This is a genomic window from Mesorhizobium sp. NZP2298, assembly GCF_013170825.1.
Taxonomy (GTDB): domain Bacteria; phylum Pseudomonadota; class Alphaproteobacteria; order Rhizobiales; family Rhizobiaceae; genus Mesorhizobium.
On the sequence record NZ_CP033365.1, the window covers coordinates 7,244,151 to 7,267,281 of the forward strand.

Genomic DNA, 23,131 nt, shown 5'->3' on the forward strand with positions numbered 1-23,131 from the left:
CAAGGCCGCACCCGAACGCCGCTAAGCTACCGATAGCCACAATCGACGCAAGGACAACGGCTCTCGCAAAGTCACCATGAAGAGCTGCGTCCGCCATCGTGTAGCTGGTTGCTGCGATGATGCATGACAACACGCAGAACGGCACCCAAAAGAACCAACGAACTGGAAATGTCATTTGCTGCGCTCCAAAAGCATCGCGTCGGCAAACGTGTACGCAACCTTGGCGATAAACGGTTCTTCCTCCATGCCTCGCGCTTTTGCCGCCTGAGAACAGAGTGTCATCACCTCTGGTGTGGACACAGACGCCAGATACCCGGCAAGCGCTTGACCTGCGAACCAGTCGCGTAACGCCATACCGCTATCCGATGCACCGTAGGCGCCAGGTACCGGGAACGCACTTTTTGTTGTCATTTTCCTGCACTCCTCAAAGGCACATAAACTTCATTCATCGAACCAGCCACCACTCGCCCACCGGCCAACCGGAACTGCGCTACGGTGCGCTCTTGCGCTTGGCGGATGTCCAGATTGGCAGCAGGAAACAGAAGCGGCAGACCGTCGCCCATGCGTATCTCAATACGCACCTTGGCCACCTTCTCGAGCACCGAATACCCGTGGACGTTCACAACGTACCTGCCATCCGGCAAGCCGCGACCAAACTGACACTCCTGCCTGACGGGTTCGCTGTCATCCATGCCGAGGTCGTCACGCACGAGGTCAAGAACGTTGCCGCCCTTGTGGCTGTACCCGGTCGCAATTTCCTGACCTGGAGCTGTTGCCCACAGGTCCAAATCGTTGTGGCCCTGCCACGTCATGCAAATCATCATATCGCCGGGTGGCGGAACGGCTTCGGGGGATGCCTTGGTTGGCGGATTGATCTGCGGCAAAGCCAAGAACACGTAAGACGCAAAGACAAATGTCAGCCCAAGAAGCACGTCAACAAAAGCGAACAACCATACATGTGTAGCGTGCGACGGGCGGCTCATCTTGCGGCCAGCTTGTCGGTTGCAGTTGCAAGAATGCGAAGGTTGATCGACGTACACAGTGCTAGCGTGAGGCCAACCAGCGTGGATCCGAATGCGGTCCCGGCGCCAGTCAGTAGCTGCGCACCCGCCTTGCGTATGCCTTCCGGGTCGGACATGGCGGCGATATCGACGCCACCGAAGGCAATCAAGAAGCCAATAGCGTTTCCTATGATGCCTAGCAGGAACAGCGCAACGAAGACGTCGTAGAGGTGGGCGCTTTCTCTAACGATTGACGTGTAGGCGCGGGAGCGCTCGTCGCCATTCCACATGCGCTGGCGAAGCCTCTTGTCGACCTTTCGCGCTTGCCACAAAGTCGACATAAGGCCCACCACAAACACGGCGGCAATGACATAAGCCATATGCACGGCGTCCGCTTCCGTGACGCGTTGCACATACCCCATAAGCCAAGCCCACACAGCAAGGCAGGCTCCGGCGAAGTTGACGATATAGAGTTTTGTTAGGGTCATTGTGCACCTTTGACAATCGAGCCGATGTCGACGCACTCGTAGAAATATTTTGCAGGAGCCAAGCCCTTGGCTTCATAATCTGCCGCCCATTTATTGACGGCCTCCTCGCACGATATCTCCGATGAAACGGGGAAGCGCTCCATGTATTGCACTCCTCCCATATTAGTGGTCACGACGATGACAGCCAGCCAATTCATCACACCCTCCCAAGCAGCGAGCACACCGCACTCGACGGAACAGCAAAGCCCCACGCCGCAACAGCCGAGCCGCCCGGCTTAGCATTCGGGTCAGCGCTGCCAACCGTGATGCCGATAACCTGTCCGGCATTGTCGTACACTGGCCCGCCGCTCATACCTGAAATGGTCGTCATGTCCGTAATGAACGCCGATTTCCAGTTCGGCTGGAGTTCGCGGACGGTGCCCGACACGTAGCCGTGCATGGTGATGAACTGCATACCGAGCGGGTTGCCCTCCGCCGCCAGAGGCTCACCCACAACAGCATCTCGGCAAGCCAAGGGCGCAGCGGTAAAGCGACGCGCATTCGCCGGCCGGATGGCCGCGATGTCGTACTCTTTGTTGAGCCAGAGGACTTCGCCGGTCTGAACGTCGCCTTGGTCGCTGATAAGGCGCACCGTAGGTGGCACAGACGCATCGCAATTGCTGAAGCCTGCGCCATTGCAGCGCGGCGCATCGTCCACTACGTGAGCAGCCGTGATAATGACGCCGTTGCCGATATAGACGCCGCTCCCGAGTGACGTGGGCAACTCAATACGAACTGAAGAACCCGCCGCAGGTGCATTGGACTGGATGCCAGTGGCACACCCCACAACACACAGGGCCGAGGCAGCAAAAAGGGTGGCGGCAAGAATGCGCATGAGAGTCCCCTGTGGTTGTGGTTGTGTTTAGGCAGTAAGGAAAGTCAGTGAGTGGTAGGCACCTTCACGAAGTCGACAGACTCCGAATAGTAGCCGTTGGAACTGCCGAACCAGCGGATGTCAACAGAACCCTTGATCGTTGCAAGCTTATAGAATGTCCAAGTGAAGGAGTCGTATTCCAACTCCTTGTTAAAACTGTCTGTGCTTGTTACCTCTTCGGCGCGCAAAACAGGGTGGCCAATCAGGTCCGCGAGATCGCCTATGACGTCCTCTACGTACACACTCTCGCAACAATCCTGCGAGTGATACATCTTGTAGCGTTCGCCATCTTCCATCGTGAAGATGATCTCTTCGCCGCTGTTTTCGATATTGGCGATAACGCGGCCAATCAGACTTTCAAATGCAACGTCCTCATCGCGCCAACCCATCGTCGCCTCCTCATGGAATCAACTTAAATGCTGTATCGTCAAACTAGGCGTTTTCACATTTTTTGTCAAGAGAAAAGGCGTTTTACACAATATGCGCTAGGAATCCAGGCACAAAAAAACCGCCCCAACCTTTCGGAAGGGGCGGTGCTTTTAGCTCTGCGTGTTGCGCGGCGAGTCCAGCCACTTGTCCAGCCGATCGCCCAGGCGGTCGATAGCGGCAACTACCCGCTCCTCAACGAGGCGGATGGCGTTGTTGGTGGCGTAATTGGTGGCGACGGTAAGCTTGTATTCGTCCAGCTCTCTGGCGGTCTTGGCGCGGACCTCCTCAGCCTTCTCTAGTGCCTTGGCGATGTTGGCGTTTGCAAGAGCCAGAGCAGATGCGAGCGCGGCTAGTTGCTTCTCGTTCTCGTCCTCTAGCTTGTCTAGCCCCTTGGTGTTCTCGCCAACCTGACCGCGCAACGTGTACCAAGCACCAAGTCCCGCTCCCAACAGCGTAAACAATGCAATGAGTGTCGGTATGCCGACTGACATATCGAAGGTCACTTGCTTGCAGCCTTGCCACGGATAGCCGCATCACGCTCAGCGTAGAAATCCCGCAGCGCCTTGCTGCGACGGGCGCAATCAATCAGCGCCTTCCTGTCACTAATCCAAAGCCGCTCGACATCACCTTGCTTCAACTCGCCCTTCGGCAAGCGCACTGGGCCAAGACAAGCTTTGACCAGTGCGCGGTCAGGCTCACTCAACTGAGGCGGCGGCGGCGCAACGTTAATGGATCGAGTCGATACGCATCCCGCTGCCATCAGACAGGCAAACGCGATCGCGGTCAGGGTCAGCGTTAGCTTCATCTGAGAGTTCCTTGATATGTGCTTCTAGGGCAGCATTAGCCGCCTCGAGTTCGTCCAGCCGCTTTTGTTCAGCGGCTTTAGCCATCGCGTTGGCCTGCGCCTGGCGGCTGATCTCAGCATTGTAGGCTTCGGTGATGGCGGCCTCACGCTGGTCGTATTTCACCTGCCATGTGTGTGACGCGGACGAGTAACCAGAGTGGTACGTCCACGCCAGCACGGCAGCAACGGCGAGCGCGGCAATGCCGTAGACAATGAGACTGGCGTAGCCGCCAGTAAGGGTGTCGAGTAGTTTCATTTGACACCCTCAAGGCACAGCTTGCGCTCTTCGGCACGGCGAGTAACTAGGCCCTTGATGATACGCCCGCCAGCAGTATTCCAGTGCGGCAACTCGTTGCACGCGCCGCGAAGGTCGCCGGCATTAAGCTTCTTGGCAAGTGTCGATTTGCAGAAGGCACCGACACCGACGTTATAAGAGAACGACAGAAAGGCCACATAGGACTTATCAGGAACGGCATCCGGCATCTTCATGCACTTGCGCATGCCGGTCTCGAATTCAACCAATGCCTGACCAAGCATGCCACGGCACTCGTCCATGGTGTACTTGTCACCCATCTTGACGCCGCGCGTCTCGCCGAAGCATACCGTGGGCACCCCGACAACATCGCGATAGGCGTGCGTGCGAACGCCCTCAAAGCCGCCGATAAGGCCGACCGCAAGCGAGCCGGCGACGGTAAGGCCTACCGCCGCATTCTTAAGTCTGCTAGCCATGTGGAAGGTTCCTCTGAACAACAAGGCGGGCATAGAAGCCGGCCGCAGCGGTAATGCCCGATAGTGAAGCGAAGATGCCGCGCGGAATGTCGACATAGCCGTCCAACAACGGTAGTGCGACCTCAAGCGCGGTAAACAGTAGCGCAAGCGCGTTAAGGCGGGCGCTCCAGGCGCGCGTTAGCACGTCCCGCCAGTTTGGTAGGAGTTTCATTTTGTATCCTCTGGTGGGCTTGCTGTGTGCGCCTAACCCCACCGCAACCGCTTGGCGCAGTACATGCCGCGGCGTTCCCATCGGGCTAGTTCGCGCAGGCAGTGGTTCGGCTCAATGCGGCTGAGCAGGCGGCAAAGTAGGCAGTTTGGGTTGCGGGCCGCTAGCCTGGCGCATAGCGTTTGGCCCTTGCGGCCGCCAGTGATGCGGTTTATAAGGCGGGAGATGTTGCCAAGAGTGGTCATTGCGTTTGCGCTTCATTTCTGGTATGCGGTTAGCCATGAAAATAGCCACCCGCATAGTCGCTGACATACTCAACTGGCTAGCGGTCGCAGCACTTCTCGCGTTGCTCTTGCCTTTCTGGCTGATTGATCGCATTGAGCGAGCAATAAAGTGGGCGCGCACCTAAAGCTTAGCAGCCGCCACGAACAACCCATCAACCTGCTCATCGGTCAGGCCAACCTCAATTGCGAGCGCCTGCAGATATGCATGGTCCCGTGAGATGTAGGTAGCCTTCCGCCACCAGATGCGCACCGGCTCGTGTCGATCATGGCGTTGACGGTTGTTAGCAATGTGCCGTTGTCGACGTTGTACAAGGCGATTTCGGCCTGGGCGGGCGATACGCGGTCGGGGATTGGTTCTGGCTGCTCGGCATAGGGGGCAATCACGCCTCCTGCGGCTTCCCATTCGGCCACTAGAACGCGATCCATGTTGCTCATGTCGTCGGGGATGCCGACCGTTCGCCCATCGATCACGGCGATAATGGAGCCGTTGCCATTGTAGAAGGCTGATTCAACGGTGGCCATGGTCAAAGCTCCGCACTGAATTCGATATAGCTGGTGCCAGAATTGTACCGGATCTGACTTCCTGCGTCAGTTACGCCGCCAGACGCGACGTTGAAGGCCACTGCCGAGAACAGCCCGGATGTCCATAGCAAGGATGCCCCTGTGACAGTGATGTTGCCGACGCCAGAAAGGCGGATGGTCATGTCGTTCGACACAACCGACGGGGATGTCCTGAAGGGTGACGGATGCGAAAAGGCCCATGCAAAGTCTGTGGTATTTTGCCATTGCCCCGTTACAAACCGGGTGCCAGGGCCACCGCCCAGAAGCCGCACATAGTATCGCTGGCACAGCGCGAAATCCTGCGCATACGGGCGGAACTCAGTCGGATAGGTCTTGCCCGTCGCATCGTAGTCAAGCAGTTCCCAGGCGACATCGAGCGTAGAACTCTGCGCCTGAGCGGTCTCTGTCCAGATGAAGACGATGAGATTGTTGGCAGACGCACCTACCGTGGCGGTCAGCAGGAAATTCGTGACGGTTGCCGCAGTGGGTGTGATCGCCCCTACCGCAAGCACATTGAGCGTGGTCGAATTGAAGAACTGTCCAGCCGTGAAGGTACCGTTCGTCCATGAGTTGACGATATCTGAAGTGACGGTGTCGGCCGTGCCAGTCCATTCCAGAATGGCATAACGTGTCGCTGCGGCAAGCGAGTTTCGCAACTTCCCTATCAGAGTTACGGTCTTGCCACGTAGCCCGATGCAATCCCGGCTCTCGATAATCTGCGAGTTGCCCATACGCTGCGCTGTGGCCTGCGACTGGGTCATCCTCATCATGTAAGGCAGGCCATTCGCCACGTTCGTCAGGGTCGAAATGGCAATCGCTGCGGTTTGTGTCAGGAGATTGTGTCGGTCCCATCCATAGGTATCATCCGTTGGAGCCGTGGCGCCGCGCTGATTGACCGCGCCGTTACCGTTGATCAGGTGGTTGCGCGTTGACGTTCCAAGGTGAGTCAACTTAACAATCGGAATAGCCGGATTGGTCGCATCAACGGTGATTCCAGTCCCAGCCGCTAGGCTGCTAACTGCTCCACCAGATGCATTCGCCACGGCAAATGGCCCATCCCATGCCGTGCCGGTCCAGCGGTAGAACGCGAACGCAACACCGATCTCTGCATGGAGGAATAGGAAGCCTTTGTCTGCCACTGTAAGCGACAAAGCAGCGCGGTCGGTCAGGGTGCCAGAAGCGTCCGGCGTGATGCCAGCCAGACTAAGCGTAACCAACACTCTCGAGAGCGTGGTATTCAAATCCACCACGCTGGCCGCGGATGCATTCTCCAACGCAATGCTGTAGGTCGCACCGCTAGCCGTGGTACCCGGCCAGTTGTAGTCAAGTACGATGTGCGTGTTGTCCGTTACGGACGCGATCGGCACAGCAATACCAGCGCACGAGAATATGCCGCCAGCCACTAGTGCTACAGCCCATGCTGTACCGGTGCCTACAACCGTAGCGCTGCCATTCGTCACGGAAACCGTGCCGGTTTTGTAAGTCGACAATGTTGGATTCCTTATAGGCTTTGCGGCACGCCGAAGATGTAGTACCTGGCGCCCTTAAGCTGCGAACTCCAGAACGAAGCGCTAGGCTGGATTGTCCAAGGGTTGTTGCCAGATGCGTATATGTCTACGCTTGTTGAGGACGTTGGGTTGGCCCACGTCGAGTAACCTGACGTTTGCCCCTGCCATGTGCCGTTGTTGGTAAAGACGCGGTGCTGGCCCCATAGCGCGGACGGCTCATCGAAGGCAGACAGAACCCCTGGCGGATTGTAGATCGCGCCAACTTTGGGAAAGAGCAGAAGGCCATTGGGGTTTGGCACCGTTATGGTCGCCTTGCGAACGCCTTTGAACAAGTCACTTCCGGATATGACAGTCGGGAAATCAGTCGTCCAAGTGAGAAACCCTTCCGCCAGAATCGGCAGATAGGTCAGCCGCGTGTCGAGCATGATGTCGCTTAGGTTCGGGCCGAGGTCGGAAGATCCCGGACGCTTTACCTGGACATAATCGCCAATGCCATCATTGCCCTTCAAAAATATCTTCTTGCCTCCGGTCGTCGGAGCCTCGCCGCTATCAGCGTATATCACATAGACGATATCCATTGACTGGCTGCAATTGCTGACAATCGTTACTGTTGAGCCGGAAACCGTGTAAGAGAAATCGTTGGCGTTAGCGAAGATGTTGTCGATGTACGGAGGCGACCAATACGTGCTTTCGGTGGACTTCTTAACAAGGTAGTCCATATAAGTAAGTTCGGTTAGCGGCAGTCGCGTTGTTATAACAACAGTCGCCAATGCACCAACCGTGACTGTTCCCGTCGCCATGACCTTTGCTGGGATTCTATCCTCATGCAGGATATAGTGACCAGCGTCAGAATCCGTTACGGTGCGCCCAGCCAGCGCCACTCTTGCTATGCCCGGCGACACCTTATCAAATCGCACGACTTCCTGCCCCGAAGCGGGCGCGGCGGAATTATCCGGAATCGCCTCGTCATGCATCGGCAGGTCGAACACGGTCGCAAGCACGCGCCTGATGGCGGGTGCTGCATTGGAACTTGAAACGAAAGCGAAGACGGCCGGCCTGTTTCGTCCGGAAGGTCCACCATTCGAACCAGTGTCGATCACCCTGTTCGTTTCGCAGTCATAGCTCGAATATGACGCCGTGTTGCCATTGCTCGCGCCGGAATTGCTAATGTCAACGTGCGGTCCTTGGAATTGATTTGTCGTGTAGTTGATCACCTGGCGCATTTCGACCAGCGGCATGAACGTATAGCCGTACACCGCGGCGAAATATTCCAGGAAGTAATTCCACCGTTGATATTGGCGCCCACTGACGGTGAAAGCTTGGATGAGTATCTGGCAGTTATTCTTGTTGCTGCCTGGAGGATAGAAATATTCGGTCGGATTGATGTTGCTTCCTGTAGGTGGATATGTCGTGAAATCCGGTTCAATAACGAAAATATCCCGGATATACCCAACCTTCTGGAACTCGGAGTTAAAGTAGAACTTCCCGGTGTCCGTATTTGGCGTTGTCAGCGGATCGTCGCTGTTGCTCTTCATGATTTTGGCGAACGGCACACCAGACCGTTCGCCAATTGCCAGATTTGGCATTCGCCACCCATTGATTTTAAGGTACGGAGATCGAGAAGAAGCCGTTGTTCAGATCCAGCTTCACGGAGCCATCGGCGCTTTGCAGAAGGCCGGCCGTAACCGTGCCGATGTTGGCCACCAGAGACTTCAGCGTTCCGCCAGAGAAGGTCAGTGGTGTGCCTGTGTTCGTTCCGTCAGTGACGACGAACTTGCTGGCGTTGATAATGAAGTTGGAGAACGGGGCGGCAGGATTGCCACCCGTAAATCCCGCCTCGATGACCCAGCCTGCAGACACCCACACATCACTTACGCTGGCGCGAACCTCGGCCACCATGCGCGACACGACATCGCCAGTCCCAGCCTCCGCCCTAAGCTGAAACAAGCCAGAAGCGGACAGACTGTCGACTGAGGCTGAAACGCCAGTTACGGCAGTCGCGACAGCGGTAATCTCTCCGCCCAACTCCGTGATATCGGCAGTCAGTTCGGTAAACGCAGCCGCGTTGGCTCGCGCTGTTCTGGCTGCCACAGAGTTGTCTTGGACTTGCCGACCCGCGTTCTCAGTTGCCGCGGCAGCCAATTGCGCAAGCTTGTCGCGGGCATCCTGCAACCCCAGCGACAGCGAGGTCAGGAAGTCCCTTATATCCTGCTGCGTCTGCGCCAGGTCCACCGACACGTCAAACACATCGGTCGGCGTCGACACCTGCCCCCACGCCGTAAAGAACGTGGCGCGAGGCGGGCTGGTGATGATCCTGTGGCGATACTCGTATGTCTTGCTAGGCAACACGCCCTCGGAGACGGTAAGCACCTGCACAGGCATTTCGGCCCGCTTGACGATGCTGTTCACGTACCCGCTGTGAATGCCCGATTGCGTGCCAGTCGTAATGATGGCAGTTCCACCGGGCGTGAGTGCCGCGGTAAAAGTGCCTGCCGTCAATACCGTCTTCACGTAAAGCGGGCTGTCAGGCGTCAAGCCAGTTGGCAAGGCGCCAGTCGTCGCTAGATAGAACAAGTCGCCAGCCGACAGACTGTGGTTCGGCCAGGTGATGACACCTGGCGACGCTATCGATACTGTGACACCAACCGCTTCTGGGCGGTACTCGACGTCAACGGCGCTTACCGTCACGTCATCGAACGCATCCCACGAGAAACGAATAGCCGCCTTGCGATCGGTCGAGCCGGCCGTCTTAATCTGAACGCCGATGGCGCCAAAGTTAGAAGCTGACGAAGCGTAATCCGGATCGCCTGGTGGATCCGTCAAAACAGGAACCGTCACATAGGCGGTGCCGTCAAAAATACCCTCGCCGACTTCCTGCAGTGTCAGATAGATATTGCGCGTGGCCTTGTCGCCAAACGGGCCAAGCCGCTTTTCCATAATCTGGAAAGTTCGCGTTCCGTAGGCTGCAGAATCCCACTCCACCCAACGCCCAACTTGGGCGTCGGCTAGATACTTCGGATTAATGCAGATTTCACCATTCGCCTGATAGCGGCTAGCCTTGAAGGCAATATCCGCCAGGCGATCAGCGACGTCGGATCTGTTGACCGCATCATACGGAATTGAAACCGCAAGGCGCTCACCGTCCTCTGCTAATGCCGGGCCGTCGACCCGCACGGTGAATGGTGTCTGCGCATAGAAATTGCTGGGCTCGAAATATGTGCCAGCAAGCGTATTGATGAGTTCCGACTTCGTGCGCTTTACAGAGAACCGGAACGGCTCATCCACCATGATATCGTCATCGGTGAATGTGAGCACCAATGATTGCGCGGCGCCAACAATAGGATATTCGCCAGAAGCGTCTTCGACCCATGTTGCAGCACACGCCTCAAGCAATGGCTGCATGTTCTGGTCATGCGTAACGCCCGATCCTGCCGCAGGGATAAGGCCGGCAGAGTAGCGCACGCCACCGCCAACCGTTTCATCGCAAATGTTAGCGGCAATCGTCCAATTAGCCAGCGGCAAACGCGATGACTTGACGCCCTTGCCAACCATCATCTCCGTACCGTTGAAGATGCCGCGCTCGAGCGCATATGCCATTAGCACCGGGTTTTCGGAAAACTCCCACGTGCTTTGATCGGACCAACGGTGCGAGCCGGAACCGCCAACGGTCGTGTCCTTGCGCCAGTCGTAAAGAGGTGCTCCCTGAACCTCAAAGAACGCATCCCACGGCTGCTGCAAATGCTCGCGATTGAGATACTGCGTGACAATAGCGTAAGCTATGCCCGCGCCCTTGTGCGCGGACGTCCAGCGGCCTGATGGATTGGATCTCGCAATCAGACCTGCATCGGCCGTTTGCGTCATTGTGCCTTTGTAGAGCTTGACCCATATTTCGGAATCGATGCCCTGAATCCTGAATCCGCGAGTGGTATCCTCGGTGCCGCCAAGCAGACACCATGCACCCTTGTAACGAACGCGCGTAATGCCTGTGACAAGGAAATTGGAAAGAATATAGACGTCTTGAATGTTGCGATTGCCGGAGCCGAAAGCGTTACGGTAAACAAGGTGGCCAGCCGTTCCAACCTTTCCCATCGCAACGGAGCGCGACAGATCCTCACCATAGGCGGTGTCAAGCTGCGACGTCTGCGCTTGCGGCTTTGGCTGCGGGATAAGCGCGCCAATCAGATACTTGGCGGCAAGGCCGAGACCGAAGCGCGCAAGGCCGGCAAGGATGGTGGAGCCGCCAAGCCAGGATGCGACGCCACCCAGCCCGACCGCGCTGAACACAGTAGTGAACAGCGGGACAAGAAAGCCCATAGGTTATCCAATCAATGTGGGTGGCGGTCAGCCGACCTTGAAGGCGGCCTTAATTTCGGTTTGCGGCACAAACGACAGTCCGCGTTCGTCCTTCACGGCAAAGCCGCGATCACAGATAAATCCGCAGGACAGCACGCCATCGCGCTCGATAACGCCAACATCTCCGCGCTGCGCCATAAGCGTTGCTACGGGCTGGAATAGGCTTGCAAGAGCTGCCTCGACATCGGCAAAACCGCGCTTTAGCAGGATCTTAGTGGCGCCTGCCGGGGTGCTGTATTTGCCGCCACGGATATCCTCTGCGGGATCAAAGCCGGTAACGGCGACAACTGCGTCCATCACGGTAAGCAGGCAATCGGACACGCCCCATTCGCCTGGAGTCTTTCTGTGCTCATTGACCACGCGCGCAAGGCGCCGGTCCCAATCGGGCAACCGGGTTAGGGTAAGCATGGGTTGTCCTTAGTGACGGGTGGCTAGTTGAACCGGAGACGCCGACGTCAACAGCCTGGTTGGGTATCGGCGGCACATGGCAAGGCTTAAGTTTAATATGCGCGAGCCCGACAAGCCGCTTAATGAGCAGTGGTGTTGGCCTCTTCACTGCGGCCCCTAGTCGAACGAGATGTCGAAACTCTCGTGCTGGACTTTCGAGGCGTACTGGAAAAACATATCGCCAGCCAAAACCAATTGTTGATCTTCGTGGCTTGCCGTGCGGTAGCCGTCGCGATGGTTGGCGATGGCTCCAGAGCGCACGTTTGCGATTAGTTTCTGCTCACCGCTATCGCGCGAGTGGTCGACTGTATCAATGAAGCCGTAGGCCCCAGGCTCGGCATGCAGAAACGAATGGTCATCAGGATCGAAATAGAAATCATAGACCGTCGTTGGCGCGTCCTTGTAGCCCTCATCCTCTATGAGCAGAAGCTTGTCAGGCGTTAGACCACTGTCGCGTTGCGCCACTAGCTCGACTGTAAACGTCGATGCAGCCGTGCCCAAGCCATATACGGGTTCGGACACGGTAATTATCGAGTTCGGCCAATAAAGTTGGCCGCCAATCGTTATGTCGCCCTTGCCGTTCCAGAAGCCGTAGGTTCCTGTGGTGCAGACGATCTTGACGCCCGATCGGATGATGGCCCGCCCTTCTTCAAGGACGTCCTGTAGACGAGTTGGGAAGGTCATTAGTTGTCCCTGGGCTTGCCGCTGGCGCCTATTTGGGTATTTCAACCAGAGTGAACGAAGCCGTAGGCATCAAATCATCCGTAATGTCGAACGAGACGCACCGCATATTGGCAAGCGGATTCTTGAACCGGACAACGGCGCCTGCCGTGATGTATGACGGCACTGTAGGCTCAACGGTAATCGTCATCGTGTTGCTGGCAGCAACCGCACCCGTCTGAACACGAAACAGCGAATTATATTCGCCAGTCGTCGCCGAGATCAGATCGCCGGGACCGAGTGTCAAGCCGTTGTCGACGCTGTTAATCACCAGCGAATTGCCGGTAATCGAAACCAGGTTGCCATTGTTCGACAGAGCCGTGTTGCCGGCATCACCCCAATAAGCTTGCGGCACGCACATGTGCTTAGGCGTGTATAGAACGGTTTGCAGGCCGCCCCGCGCAGCGTCGCGGAACGCCTCAACCAAGAGGCGCTCCGAGGCCCTAAGAGGCACTGTCTTCATGTTTATCTGCCAGACCGGATCAGCATACTCAATGACGGCCATAACCTTTTGGCCGGAGCGAGATACCGAGTCCGATCTGACGATTTGCGGATAGGCGGCCTGGAAGGGGACGGCGGGAAGTGCGATTGTGCTCATCAGCTAACCATTCCTCGCTGTTTTGCTTCCCGCAGCGCTTTGACGACTTTCGGCGTAAATTCGCGGTCAAACTTCTTGAGCGCGGCCGTAACCTGCTCGCCGGCATCGCCCTGACCGCCTTGAACTTGGATGGTGGGCGCGAAGGTGACTACCGGCGCAAATGCATTACCGCCACCGCCCGTAATAGACGGCACGCGCGGCACAATCGTCCCGCTCGTATTGGGTACGAACAACTCTGGCCGTTTCTCACCGACGATGTAAGGCTGGCCGGCAGAGACAGGGCCGCCATTGGCCCGCAACCCCAAAGCACCGATAATGCCTGGATCACTGCCGCCACCACTACTGCCCGTAAGCCAACTAAGCGCTCCGCCAAGTATGCCGCCACCGCCACCGCCTGCCGAACTTGCCTGCAGAATGGCGTCGACTAGATCATTCTCGATCTTGTCGATGATCTTGTCGAGAATGCTATTGGCAATATTGCCAAAGTCTTCCCACGATAGTTTACCATCCTCAAGAGCAGACCTAAGACCGTCGAACGCGCTTTTTATGACGTCCTTTTGTAGGTCGTACATCTCCTGCGCTTTGCGCAGTTCGTCGGCTTGCCGTGCGTAGGCATCCGAAACATCGTCAATGGCCTTTACCTGAGCCGGTGACAGTTGCGCGTTCTGCCAGTCCTTATCGCCCTTCTTTCTAGCTTCCTCGCGGACCTGCTTGAGCGCGGTTTGCTCTAGGTCGAGCGATACCTTGCGCTTTTGCTGGGCATAGAATGATAAGCCCAACGCAGCCTGCTCTTCGGCTAGAGCAGCCGTGCGGTCCTTAATGTTCTGAATGTCCTCGGCGAAGCGGTCGTCGGCCGTTTTCTTTGGGGCGTGCGATTTAGGTGTCTTCGTCGGCTTAATGGGATAGTCTGCCAAGGATACCTGCTTGATAGCCGCTTGGCCCGGAGTGGGTATCTGCGCAAGGGCGTTAGGGTCTCCCGGTGTGCCCATCTGATAAGCGCGCGGTGAGCTATCCTGAACTGCCCCTGGCGATGAGGCCCTTATGGCATTTATCTGCGCCAGCACGCCCGCAAGCTGCTTCTCCACCACAGAGGTGTCGATGCCCATTTGCGTGTTGAACGCGATAGCTTCCTGCAATGCTTTAACGGTCTTTTGAAGATCGGCAATCTTCGTCTTTATAGGATCTGTGTCGACGTTCGACCCGCTCAAATCGATAAGGGGGTGCTCACGAAGCTTCTCAGAGAAACTGTTAATGTAATTTAGAACATCGGCAACAGGCTGAAGCCGGTTTACGATTTCGTCAAGCTTGCTTAGGAATCCATCGAAATCAATCTGGTCAATAAAGTCCGCCATGGCAAGCAATGCGCTGCCGAAGTGCTTACTTGCCTCTGTGGAATCGTTGAATTTGCCAGCTGCCTTAACGAGAGAGTTTTGAAGAATTTCAAATCCCTGAGATATCGTGAAAACAGACCCGGAAAGCTTGTCATCCAATATAGACGAGCCAGCCTCGATTGCGTCGAAAAACGCCTTATTGGAGACCTTGCCAGATTTCACCAACTGCGTTAGTTCGCCGACAGACCCGCCCGCTTCCTTTAGTCCCGACGCAGCAGCCTGCAACAGCGGCCGGAGACCGTCGATAAGAGAGTTGTACTCTTGCGCCTGGATAACGCTTCCGCCCATGGCTTGCGAGAGCTGCAGCAAAGCGCCACGCGATTCCTCTGCGCTTCCGCCCGTAAGGCGAAGTGCCTTGGCTACATTATCGGTAAATGTCGCTACTTGGCTCGAGTTTGCGCCCAACTCCTTTGAGGCCGAGGACACGCGGCTGTAAAGCGTAACCAACGACTCGAAAGGCGCGGCGTTCTTTTGTGCGCTGGCAAAAAGTTCGTCATAAACTTTCGTCAAATCTTGGCCCGAAAGGCCGGCGACATTGAGCGCATTCTGAATTTTGATTGCGCTATCTATAAGCGCCTGAGCACCGCTTATGCCACCTCCTACGCCAGCAATTGCTAAGCCCTTGCCAAGCAACCCACCTAGCGACGCAAACTGAGATGACAATTTCTTGTTCATCGCTGCAAAACGCAACTCGATTTTGCGCGCAGTTGAGTTTGTGTTGCTAAACGCTTTGTTCAGCGCGTTATTGTACTGCTTAACATCTGCGGAAAGCTGAACGACAAGGCGCTCTAAATCAGTTGCCATTTATATCCGCCTGTTATATATAGAGGTGGCAACACCAAGGGGCTTGGATATGCGTATCAAAGGTTTGTTTGTGACTGCGGCTGTCGTCGCCATTGCCGTCCATTCGATGGGCGGACTGAAGCCGACGCCAAGCAAGGCTCAAATAGAGGGCTTTAGCCTTGTCCACGCTATTGGCAATGCGGAGAACGTCGCTGCGAAGGGACTTCCCAAGTACGAATGCGAATCCATGAAGGTCAGCCTAAAGGCGGCTGCCGGCGTCCTGTCTGGCGGATCCGTGACTTGCATACCAGACGAGTTTGCAGCTAAGCCTTAAGCCAGTCCCACAATTCATCTATTTCCTTGGCGGTAAGTTCGCCGTCATCTGACGAGTTGGCTTTAATGTAGCCATCCACGGCGGCAAGATACTGCCAGGGAGACATTTCATTGACCTGCTGCGGCGTGAACCCGATAGCGGCACCGGTTCCGTAAATGGCGGCAAACCTCAACTTTCCGTTGGGGAGGTCGTCAATTCGCTCTCCGCTGGATTTGCCGCTTCTGTTTCCCCCACGCTCTCCTCCGGTGCGCCGGTTAGAGCGGCGCCAAGCGCAATCTGCGCAATGATGATGCTTTCTAGTGGCGGACGATCCTCAACGTAGGCGCGAACCTTTTTCAGAGCGTCAACGGGGGGCATGCCACCGCCGATTAGCCCTAACCGAATTACGTTGCTGATATCCTCAACTAGCCACTGTCCACTATGGAGTCTGTTCAGAACAACGTAAGGGCCAGCATTACATTTCTCTTGCAGCTCGGCCAGTTGCCCCCACGCCAGGCGGAAGGCATACGCGCCGTCCGCCCAGTCCATTTCAACGCGAGCGTCACGCGACATTAGGCAGACGTCCTGACCATTTCTCCGTCAGACTGCATGCTAATAGTGATGGTCGCCCGCTCGCCGTTGTTCGCGCCAATCTCGAGCGATTCAACGTGCATTTTGCCGGTGTAGGTGTACGTCGTCGCGGGGAACTCAATCTCAACCTTGGCGTCAATGGAGTCGACGCTCTCGGCTGCATCCATCCAAGCCTCGATAGACTCGGAAGCAAGCACGCCCTGACCGCTAATCGACATAGACAGCGAGGCTGCATCGCGGCCAAGCCACGCCACAGCGTCCGGATCGTCACAGTCGGGGATTGTGACTTCGTTTAGCGCCTTGGTGAGCGTCAGTCCGCGCTGCGTAAGCCCGCAAGGCGCCGTGTAAACTGCGGGCGAAGCGCCGTCACTCAACATAATGCGGATTTTGCCGCCCTTGATGGTAGAAGCCTGTGCCATTTAGTGGCCTTTCCTGATAAGAAAAAGGCCCGCCGAATGGCAGGCCGTAAGGTTGTTTGTTTTGGTGCCTTAAGTGCGCTTACGATTCTTCGATAAACGCCGTAAACCTAATCGAAGCATGCTTTGACGTGCCGTCGACAAGATAGTCAGTGCGCCAATGCTCCAATGAGACAAGCGCGGTATGCAGAAGGGTAAAGTCAGCGCGCATCGCCCTGCGAACAGCATCGGCGATCTTGCGCACCTCGTCTTGGCTGGCCGCTATTGACCATGCGTCGATTTGGATAATTACCTCGCCGCCAGTGATGCAGTCCGTGTAGTCGGGTTGGTAACTTGACGGCCCCATGCTGACATACGGCTCCACAGCCGCCGCAGGAGGCACATCATAGACCTTTGCGCCCACCAGGGAGATAACGGTCGCATCCGCACGCAGGCGCGCGATGATAGCGCCTTGAAGATCAAGGACCGGATCCGCCATTGGCTACCTGCTTTGCTGACTTATTTATTGCACGGGTAATGCGTGACTTGGTTCTCTTGCGGAGCGCGCGAAACGACACGAAGAAAAATGGATGTGCCGGGATAGCGGGTATCTGCGCGCCCGCAAACTTGCCACCGGCAATATGCGCTTTAGTCCCAAATTCGACCCAGCGCGCGTAGAATGCCTCACTGTCACCGGCATAAATGGTAATTGTTAATTTGCCGTCAGTCGACGTAACCGTGCCGATCGCCAGCGCCCCTTTTGGCGCATTTCCCCAAGTCCACGCGATGCTGTCCCGCAACTCGCCACTGTCCACGGGAACCAGCGACTTCATGAGCGCAACCATCTCATCCGCGCCCTTGGCCATGGCCGCGCTAATGGCAACTTCGGCGGCCTTTGGCAAAGCCTTAAGCTTTTTATTGAGGCTGGCAAGGCCGAGAATTGTCACGACGCCTCGCCCTCAACCACCAAAAACTCGAGCCAGGCCCGATCCTCACCAGGATCAACAATGGTTTTTATATTGAACACCCGCGGCGACGCCCCATTCGCATCCTGCGCCTGCCGAGCATCAACAACACGCCAGTCCGTTCGGACAGCCCGCGTAGCGGCGCAGTTGCGAACGATAAGGTTGTATGGCTGCTTGGCCGACAAACGGGAAGCAAACACGCCCTCAACGTTCTGGCTACTGCCGTAGATTGGCTGGAGGCGTGCTGCGCATTCATACTGGTCGCCCCATTGGCCGCCGCCGGGAATGGGATTCCCGTACTCATCAGTTGAATCGCCACGCGCTTGAAATTTCACGCGACAATTGAGTTGGCCACTGCGGGTTCTTGCCACGGCTGCGGCTCCTCATTCTTGTTGTCTTTGCGCAGCCGTACAGCCCTGCCTGCGAGTACGGCCAGCGTGGCGCATCGTTGTGGGACATTGTAGTCGCCTGGCTTGTACGCCACCGTCGAAGACGGCAGGCGATAGTCGTATGGCTCAATAAACCTAACCCACACGCTTACACCCTCATGAAGGCCAGCCATGTCCCCTCCACATGCTGGATTGGGCGGCCGGCGTCGTAATATTCTTCTAGGACTTCGCGCACGTCGACGGTGCCGAGGTGATGGTAGTCGTGCCAGGCAATGATGCCGCCAGGGCGCACAATGCGCGTGGCCAAGAGGGTATCCTTGACAACGCCAGCGCGTCCGTGATCGCCATCGATAAACACGAAGTCGCACTTGGGCAAATCGTCGGCGGCCAAATCATGCGAACCACGGCGCGCAATCAGCAGTCGGAAGCGCGGATCGTCCAGTGCGAAGTGCGCTGGCTGTTGAGGCACCTCGCGCCGTTGAACAGCCTTGTCTGTGACATAGCCTTGCGGCACATCAATGCCGACGTAGCGCTCAATGGTGTCAATGTTTAGCATCAGCGCTTTGGCTGTGCGCCCTTCGTTGACGCCAAACTCAACAACGACCTTCGGCTTGGCCAAGCGCGCTAGCGCAACAACGGCTTCCAACTCGCCAGGATTCATGAACCGCGTGTTAAGACCGGTTTTATCGATTGGCGTGCAGCCAATACTATCCTGCGTCACGGCCGGAATTTGCAGCGACAAAGGATTGTAGAAGTTCGGTTGCGGCGCCAATATCTATTTCCTTTTGGCAGTCATGCGTGTGACTGAAGCACTTGCACGGCTTGATTGGATCAATACCCAGATAAGGACTGTAGCGAGCGCCCCCGGCGAATGACGTCGAGTCCTCATAGCCACCGAATATGCATGTAACCGGGGTGCCCACAGCCTGCGCTAGGATCACAGCAAAGCCAGGCGAGGAGTAGACCATGGCCGCACGCGAGACCAACGCAGCCAACGTCTCAAAGTCAAGTTCGCCAGAGTGGCATTCGACATCGGCCTTGATCGGATGGCCAACCATCCATTCCTTGCCAGGCACCAAGTCCGCCACTGAAACGACGAAATAGTTGTCGCGTATCGACCCCAAAAGCGACGCATAAGCGTCATAATCCGGATTTCTTGCCTGGCAGCCGCCCCACTCAGTGCGCTCGTTAAGAGGCCTGTAAACAAGTATCGGCTTGGTTGGCTGCCAGAATTCAATTAGCCTGTCGGCGCGTGCGGCCCATTCATCCGGGATAGGCAGGCGGAAATCGGCCTTCCCGTAGCCCACATCGGCGGTGCGGCACATCGCGGCCAAGACAGAACCGCACTCGCGCACCAAGTCGGGCGTGTAGGAAATCTGCATTTGCCTGGCGATCGGCACACTGCCGCGCCAGAACAGGCCGCGCTCCCTATCGGCGTTTTTCGTCTGCGTCCGCAGCACGGTTCGCTTGTGAAGAACCTTCAGCCCCTCGGCAATCAAATCATGATATGGCGCAATCCAAGAGCTTTCGAGATAGACGTCGAAGCGCGGCATCAACTGGCGAATTACGGCCCGCTGGTGGAGATTATCGCCGAGGCCGTGCATTCCGCGGATTAGCAGCGGACGCTTTTCGGTGGCAAGCATTAGGCGCATTCCACATCAATGGTGCGCCACACACGGTAAGGTGCCAGAAGTGCCCTTACGGCTCGCGGCAGCACGGCATCACCCTTGCTTTCTGGATCCGCCTCACGATTTTCGTAAAGGTCGCCGACGAGTAGCAAAACCGCCGCCGTAATGGCTGGCGTAACTTCGATAGCCGTTCCGTCATCACCAGACGGCTCACCCCCTTCGGCGTAGACTTCGCGGTCAACATATTCGGTCACGATGGTTTCGGCGGCAGCCTGGTAGGCCGCAATCGTGTCGTCATCATCCAAGAAATCTAGGCGGAGGTGTTTCTTCACCAAGTCAATATCAAGCAACGACACTGGCGCGCTCCGTACATGCCGCAAGCGCGGCGCTAAATGTCATCTTTGGGTATGCCGTAAGCGCACTGTCTGGACTCGCATTAATTACGCGCACGCCCATGCGCTCCAGCAAGGGCGCCTGACCGTCAATCACGCCGCGCCAACGCGCCAAGCTCGTGCGCGACGGATTATTAAGCCCACCACCATGCTTGCCGTGCCAGTGGATGCCGGCACGGTCGTGCATGTCGTACCCAACCAGAATTATGTTCCGGCAGCCAAATTGCGCAGCGAGGTTTAAAGCCTGGAATCCCGAATTGCCGCCTATGCCTATTGTGCCAAATTTATGCACAAGGATTTCATCGCGGCGCATGTCTATCTTGATAGGGCGAACGCCCCATTTGCCGTCTCGTACATCGCCGCCAATTCGTAGGCCGGCAAAATCTGTGCGGCCCTGATTGTGCGCCCACCAGTCGTAGTCACAGGCATAAAGAACGTCAGCCCACGGCGCTAGCCGATAGCCGTTGTTTACGACTATGACTTTGTGCTTGCCGCGCGCTTCGTGTAAGTCCGCTTCGGCCGCGCTTGGTCCTCCTGCGACGATGATGCAGGTTTCTCCAAGCCAACGTGGCCACCAGCTTGCGGCACCATAAAAGGGTCGTTGGGCTTACCGTCCTCCGCGTTGTCATTTGCGGCCAGAAAGACGATCGGAGCCGCAGCGGAATCTTCAGGCTCTGGCAAATGCACCGCATAGCCCATGTTTATGAGATCGCGAGCCTTGTGGTCGTCCTCTTCGTAAACCGTACCCTTCTTTGTGGTGACGTTGCCGTCAAGCAGGGTCTTTAGGGCTTGGATTCTCATTATAGCTCCGGAGAAGAGGTGGGGCGGCCCGAAAGCCGCCCCTTTGGCCGTTAAGCCGCAGTCGTGATAGTGTCGATATCGCCAGTCACGAAGGCTTCGGGGCGATACACGGCAAGGGCCAGACGCTCTTCGATGCGGAGCGTCATCATGTTCTTCTCGAAATCGTCCGAGTTCTCGGTCGACAGAAGAACCTCGACGCCCATGCGATCGAAGATCTGTGCGCCGAGATTGAAGGCGCCAGTCAGGAACTCGCCAGCAGCCATCGCCTGCGTCTGCACAACCGGCAGACCCCACAGCGTCGGACCAATCGGGGACTGCGCGTTGCCGACGATGTAACGGCCTTCGCTGTCCTTGGTCAGTTCGATGCGCGCCCAATCGATCGGATTGAGAACGATGCCGCTTGCCGGGTACTCGGCCAGGATAACCTGGAGGAGTGCGAGGCGCACGCGGTCGATGGCGGTTTCACCAGTGGCGTTGAACGCCGGAGCGAACGCGGTAGCCTGCGGCAGAATGCCGTTGAGGTTCTGGCCAGTGCCATTGCCGTTCAGAAGCTGCGTCTCTTCGACGTACTTCAGACCATATGTGCCGCGCGCGTTGATATAGCTGGCCAGCGCCGGAGCGTCGTCCATGATCTGGCGCGAAGCCTTGAAGATATGGGCAATCGTGCGCACCGGAGTGGTGAACAGGTTGAAGGTAAGGTCAGACTTGGGCTTGGTCGCGCCTTCAGTCACCGGACGGGCATTGTTGGTGAAGCCCGTTTCCTTCACGTATTCGACCGAGCTTGATGCGGTCTGGCCGGGGGCAATCAGATCGCGGATGGTAAGCTGACGGTTCGGAGGCGTAACGATGCCGGGAACGCGAGCGCCGGGAACCAGCGACGTGCCAGCCGAGCGACCGGCACCAACGGTGGTGTTGCCGGAGGTGATGTCCGCACGGTCAACGCCGACACGAATGGCACCGCGCCAGCCGCCCGACTTGTCGGTGCTCTTGAACGACTCGGACGCAACCAGATGGTCGCCGAGGTCCATGCCTTCGGACTCAACAACGTCACGCTCACGGGCAGCGCGCTTTTCAAGCTCGCTAACGCGCGTGGTGGCTTCACCAAGCTCGGTCAGAGCCTTGTCGACCTTAGTCTTCAGTTCCGCCGAGGTTTCGCCGGTTGCGGCGAGCTTAGCGGTGAAGTCGGCACCGAGATTACCAACCTGCTCCTTGATGGAAGCAAGCGAAGTACCAAGCTCACCGATCTTATCGGCAAGTGCATTATCAGCCATGAATGGCTCCTATTTAAACAGAGGAGAACGCGCAGCCGCCAACAGGCGGTCTAGCGCGGCAAGAGTTGCCGCATCTGCGTCAGGTTCCCCCTGACTATCCTTGAAGTAGAGCTTTGCAGCGTGCTCTGCTTCCGACTTCGAAAGGCCAATCAGTCCCCTGATGCCATGCTCGAATTCGCGAATTGTAATCTTCTCGCCAATAGCCATTTTTGCAGCCAGCGCTTCGGCGGCGACTGCGCGTGCCTGGTTAGACGCCTTAATGCGCCGCACATAGGAGGGCTGAGTATCGGCGCCAAAGCGCTCCAGCGTCTCGTCCATCGTCGCCACGGCATCAACCATGCCGCGATCCATCAACTGCTCAGCGTAGAACACACGGCCCTGCCCAAAGCCATCCTCGACCTTACCGACAGTCGTACCGCGCCCCTCCGCCACAGCCGCCACAAAGCGCCCGTATGAGCGATTGACGCCATCCTGAATGAACGCCAGCGTGTCCTTGCCAAGCGGTTCGGTCTCATTGCCTTCAACCTTGTGCGAGCCGGCCGAAATGTAGGTGCGCTTGATGCCGCGCTTCTCGAGCGCTGCCGAAACATCCTCATGCGCCGTATAAACGCCGATGGATCCAGCCCGCCCGGATGGCGTAACAACGATCTCGTCAGCACTGGACGCAATCCAGTATGCGGCACTGGCCGCAAGGCTATTGACCTGCGCAATAATGGGCTTGTCGCCGCCGCGAATACGGCGAATTTCGGTCGCCAATTCTTCGGTTCCTGGCACCGATCCGCCAGGGCTGTCGATATCAAGGACAATAGCCTTGACGTCTTCGTTCGACAAAGCGGAATGCAGCGACTTTTTAAGCCCAGCATACGACGTGCCGCCCGACATGGCGGACATCATGTCCATTTTTTGCGCCAGAACGCCATAAACCGGGATAACGGCAACTTTTCCGTCAATTTCCGCGATTTCCTTGGCCCTCGCGTCGGAAATGGCGGTTGCCATCTCCGTCGAGAACAGTTTCTCGCCTTCGGCGCGAGCAACGAGAATGTCGGCCAAAACGCCCAATTTCTCGCGCTGAATCGCCCATGGCTCGGCGCAAAACGCCGCCAAAAGGTGGTTGAATTTCATCTTTTTC

General features: G+C 57.0%; 33 protein-coding genes. 1 reads left to right on the top strand and 32 read right to left on the bottom strand.

Features of this window, described 5'->3' with window-relative positions; all coding sequences use genetic code 11:
- Positions 1–171 precede the first annotated feature (171 nt).
- From EB231_RS34390 to EB231_RS34480, 19 genes are all read right to left on the bottom strand, one after another.
- Positions 172–411 carry a hypothetical protein gene (locus tag EB231_RS34390; protein WP_172352664.1) on the bottom strand — a complete coding sequence of 80 codons (240 nt, stop codon included), beginning with the start codon at positions 409–411 and terminating at the stop codon, positions 172–174.
- Entirely contained in the window at positions 408–983 is a 576-nt protein-coding gene (locus tag EB231_RS34395) for a hypothetical protein (RefSeq protein ID WP_172352665.1), read from the bottom strand. Before EB231_RS34395 ends, EB231_RS34390 begins: the two co-directional genes overlap by 4 nt.
- Entirely contained in the window at positions 980–1,489 is a 510-nt protein-coding gene (locus EB231_RS34400) for a hypothetical protein (protein WP_172352666.1), read from the bottom strand. Before EB231_RS34400 ends, EB231_RS34395 begins: the two co-directional genes overlap by 4 nt.
- Positions 1,486–1,686: a hypothetical protein gene (locus EB231_RS34405; RefSeq protein ID WP_172352667.1), complete on the bottom strand. Its 201-nt coding sequence runs from the start codon at positions 1,684–1,686 to the stop codon at positions 1,486–1,488. The genes EB231_RS34400 and EB231_RS34405 overlap by 4 nt, the downstream gene beginning before the upstream one ends.
- A complete protein-coding gene (locus EB231_RS34410; protein ID WP_172352668.1) occupies positions 1,686–2,363 on the bottom strand; it encodes a S1 family peptidase in 678 nt (225 codons plus the stop codon). The genes EB231_RS34405 and EB231_RS34410 overlap by 1 nt, the downstream gene beginning before the upstream one ends.
- A gap of 44 nt (positions 2,364–2,407) precedes the next feature.
- The gene (locus EB231_RS34415; RefSeq protein WP_172352669.1) at positions 2,408–2,791 is read right to left on the bottom strand and encodes a DUF7448 domain-containing protein; all 384 of its coding nucleotides are present in this window, start codon (positions 2,789–2,791) and stop codon (positions 2,408–2,410) included.
- Between the two features lie 150 nt (positions 2,792–2,941).
- Positions 2,942–3,334 (bottom strand): hypothetical protein, encoded by a 393-nt coding sequence (locus EB231_RS34420; RefSeq protein ID WP_172352670.1) that lies wholly within the window; start codon positions 3,332–3,334, stop codon positions 2,942–2,944.
- Complete coding sequence (locus EB231_RS34425; RefSeq protein WP_172352671.1) at positions 3,331–3,636, bottom strand: dehydrogenase; 306 nt, start codon at positions 3,634–3,636, stop codon at positions 3,331–3,333. Before EB231_RS34425 ends, EB231_RS34420 begins: the two co-directional genes overlap by 4 nt.
- Positions 3,557–3,931 carry a hypothetical protein gene (locus tag EB231_RS34430; RefSeq protein ID WP_172352672.1) on the bottom strand — a complete coding sequence of 125 codons (375 nt, stop codon included), beginning with the start codon at positions 3,929–3,931 and terminating at the stop codon, positions 3,557–3,559. The genes EB231_RS34425 and EB231_RS34430 overlap by 80 nt, the downstream gene beginning before the upstream one ends.
- Positions 3,928–4,404, bottom strand: coding sequence for a lysozyme (locus tag EB231_RS34435; RefSeq protein WP_172352673.1), 477 nt, complete (start codon positions 4,402–4,404; stop codon positions 3,928–3,930). Before EB231_RS34435 ends, EB231_RS34430 begins: the two co-directional genes overlap by 4 nt.
- Positions 4,397–4,615 (bottom strand): DUF7940 domain-containing protein, encoded by a 219-nt coding sequence (locus tag EB231_RS34440; RefSeq protein WP_172352674.1) that lies wholly within the window; start codon positions 4,613–4,615, stop codon positions 4,397–4,399. The genes EB231_RS34435 and EB231_RS34440 overlap by 8 nt, the downstream gene beginning before the upstream one ends.
- Positions 4,616–5,064: 449 nt before the next feature.
- Positions 5,065–5,418, bottom strand: coding sequence for a hypothetical protein (locus tag EB231_RS34445; RefSeq protein ID WP_172352675.1), 354 nt, complete (start codon positions 5,416–5,418; stop codon positions 5,065–5,067).
- 2 nt (positions 5,419–5,420) lie between these two features.
- A complete protein-coding gene (locus EB231_RS34450) occupies positions 5,421–6,947 on the bottom strand; it encodes a hypothetical protein (protein WP_172352676.1) in 1,527 nt (508 codons plus the stop codon).
- Between the two features lie 11 nt (positions 6,948–6,958).
- Positions 6,959–8,551 (bottom strand): hypothetical protein, encoded by a 1,593-nt coding sequence (locus tag EB231_RS34455; protein ID WP_172352677.1) that lies wholly within the window; start codon positions 8,549–8,551, stop codon positions 6,959–6,961.
- Between the two features lie 16 nt (positions 8,552–8,567).
- Entirely contained in the window at positions 8,568–11,279 is a 2,712-nt protein-coding gene (locus tag EB231_RS34460; RefSeq protein WP_172352678.1) for a phage tail protein, read from the bottom strand.
- Between the two features lie 27 nt (positions 11,280–11,306).
- On the bottom strand, positions 11,307–11,726 hold the full coding sequence (locus EB231_RS34465; protein WP_172352679.1) for a DUF6950 family protein: 420 nt from the start codon (positions 11,724–11,726) through the stop codon (positions 11,307–11,309).
- Between the two features lie 156 nt (positions 11,727–11,882).
- Complete coding sequence (locus EB231_RS34470; RefSeq protein ID WP_172352680.1) at positions 11,883–12,449, bottom strand: hypothetical protein; 567 nt, start codon at positions 12,447–12,449, stop codon at positions 11,883–11,885.
- A gap of 28 nt (positions 12,450–12,477) precedes the next feature.
- Positions 12,478–13,083 (bottom strand): hypothetical protein, encoded by a 606-nt coding sequence (locus tag EB231_RS34475; protein ID WP_172352681.1) that lies wholly within the window; start codon positions 13,081–13,083, stop codon positions 12,478–12,480.
- The gene (locus EB231_RS34480) at positions 13,083–15,278 is read right to left on the bottom strand and encodes a tape measure protein (RefSeq protein WP_172352682.1); all 2,196 of its coding nucleotides are present in this window, start codon (positions 15,276–15,278) and stop codon (positions 13,083–13,085) included. The genes EB231_RS34475 and EB231_RS34480 overlap by 1 nt, the downstream gene beginning before the upstream one ends.
- Positions 15,279–15,327: 49 nt before the next feature.
- On the opposite strand from EB231_RS34480, the gene EB231_RS34485 reads away from it, so the two are divergent.
- On the top strand, positions 15,328–15,591 hold the full coding sequence (locus EB231_RS34485; RefSeq protein WP_172352683.1) for a hypothetical protein: 264 nt from the start codon (positions 15,328–15,330) through the stop codon (positions 15,589–15,591).
- On the opposite strand, the gene EB231_RS34490 is transcribed toward EB231_RS34485, so the two are convergent.
- The 13 genes from EB231_RS34490 to EB231_RS34550 all read right to left on the bottom strand — a co-directional run bounded on the left by EB231_RS34490 (position 15,581) and on the right by EB231_RS34550 (position 23,124).
- Positions 15,581–15,763 (bottom strand): hypothetical protein, encoded by a 183-nt coding sequence (locus tag EB231_RS34490; RefSeq protein ID WP_172347048.1) that lies wholly within the window; start codon positions 15,761–15,763, stop codon positions 15,581–15,583. The two genes, EB231_RS34485 and EB231_RS34490, sit on opposite strands and share 11 nt — an antisense overlap.
- Positions 15,760–16,143, bottom strand: coding sequence for a gene transfer agent family protein (locus tag EB231_RS34495; RefSeq protein ID WP_172352684.1), 384 nt, complete (start codon positions 16,141–16,143; stop codon positions 15,760–15,762). The genes EB231_RS34490 and EB231_RS34495 overlap by 4 nt, the downstream gene beginning before the upstream one ends.
- Positions 16,143–16,580, bottom strand: a complete 438-nt coding sequence (locus EB231_RS34500) for a phage tail protein (protein ID WP_172352685.1) — start codon at positions 16,578–16,580, stop codon at positions 16,143–16,145. Before EB231_RS34500 ends, EB231_RS34495 begins: the two co-directional genes overlap by 1 nt.
- Positions 16,581–16,659: 79 nt before the next feature.
- The gene (locus tag EB231_RS34505; protein WP_172352686.1) at positions 16,660–17,055 is read right to left on the bottom strand and encodes a DUF3168 domain-containing protein; all 396 of its coding nucleotides are present in this window, start codon (positions 17,053–17,055) and stop codon (positions 16,660–16,662) included.
- Positions 17,036–17,503: an HK97-gp10 family putative phage morphogenesis protein gene (locus EB231_RS34510; RefSeq protein WP_172352687.1), complete on the bottom strand. Its 468-nt coding sequence runs from the start codon at positions 17,501–17,503 to the stop codon at positions 17,036–17,038. The genes EB231_RS34505 and EB231_RS34510 overlap by 20 nt, the downstream gene beginning before the upstream one ends.
- Entirely contained in the window at positions 17,500–17,892 is a 393-nt protein-coding gene (locus EB231_RS34515; RefSeq protein WP_172352688.1) for a head-tail adaptor protein, read from the bottom strand. The genes EB231_RS34510 and EB231_RS34515 overlap by 4 nt, the downstream gene beginning before the upstream one ends.
- Before the next feature lie 166 nt (positions 17,893–18,058).
- Positions 18,059–18,682: a class I SAM-dependent methyltransferase gene (locus tag EB231_RS34520; RefSeq protein WP_172352689.1), complete on the bottom strand. Its 624-nt coding sequence runs from the start codon at positions 18,680–18,682 to the stop codon at positions 18,059–18,061.
- Positions 18,618–19,553 carry a hypothetical protein gene (locus tag EB231_RS34525; RefSeq protein WP_172352690.1) on the bottom strand — a complete coding sequence of 312 codons (936 nt, stop codon included), beginning with the start codon at positions 19,551–19,553 and terminating at the stop codon, positions 18,618–18,620. The genes EB231_RS34520 and EB231_RS34525 overlap by 65 nt, the downstream gene beginning before the upstream one ends.
- Positions 19,553–19,894, bottom strand: a complete 342-nt coding sequence (locus EB231_RS34530) for a head-tail connector protein (protein ID WP_172352691.1) — start codon at positions 19,892–19,894, stop codon at positions 19,553–19,555. Before EB231_RS34530 ends, EB231_RS34525 begins: the two co-directional genes overlap by 1 nt.
- The gene (locus EB231_RS35475; protein ID WP_246740846.1) at positions 19,881–20,243 is read right to left on the bottom strand and encodes a hypothetical protein; all 363 of its coding nucleotides are present in this window, start codon (positions 20,241–20,243) and stop codon (positions 19,881–19,883) included. Before EB231_RS35475 ends, EB231_RS34530 begins: the two co-directional genes overlap by 14 nt.
- A gap of 161 nt (positions 20,244–20,404) precedes the next feature.
- Positions 20,405–20,731 (bottom strand): hypothetical protein, encoded by a 327-nt coding sequence (locus EB231_RS34540; protein WP_172352692.1) that lies wholly within the window; start codon positions 20,729–20,731, stop codon positions 20,405–20,407.
- A gap of 50 nt (positions 20,732–20,781) precedes the next feature.
- Positions 20,782–22,002 (bottom strand): phage major capsid protein, encoded by a 1,221-nt coding sequence (locus EB231_RS34545; RefSeq protein ID WP_172352693.1) that lies wholly within the window; start codon positions 22,000–22,002, stop codon positions 20,782–20,784.
- Positions 22,003–22,011: 9 nt separating this feature from the next.
- On the bottom strand, positions 22,012–23,124 hold the full coding sequence (locus EB231_RS34550; RefSeq protein ID WP_172352694.1) for a S49 family peptidase: 1,113 nt from the start codon (positions 23,122–23,124) through the stop codon (positions 22,012–22,014).
- Positions 23,125–23,131 lie beyond the last annotated feature (7 nt).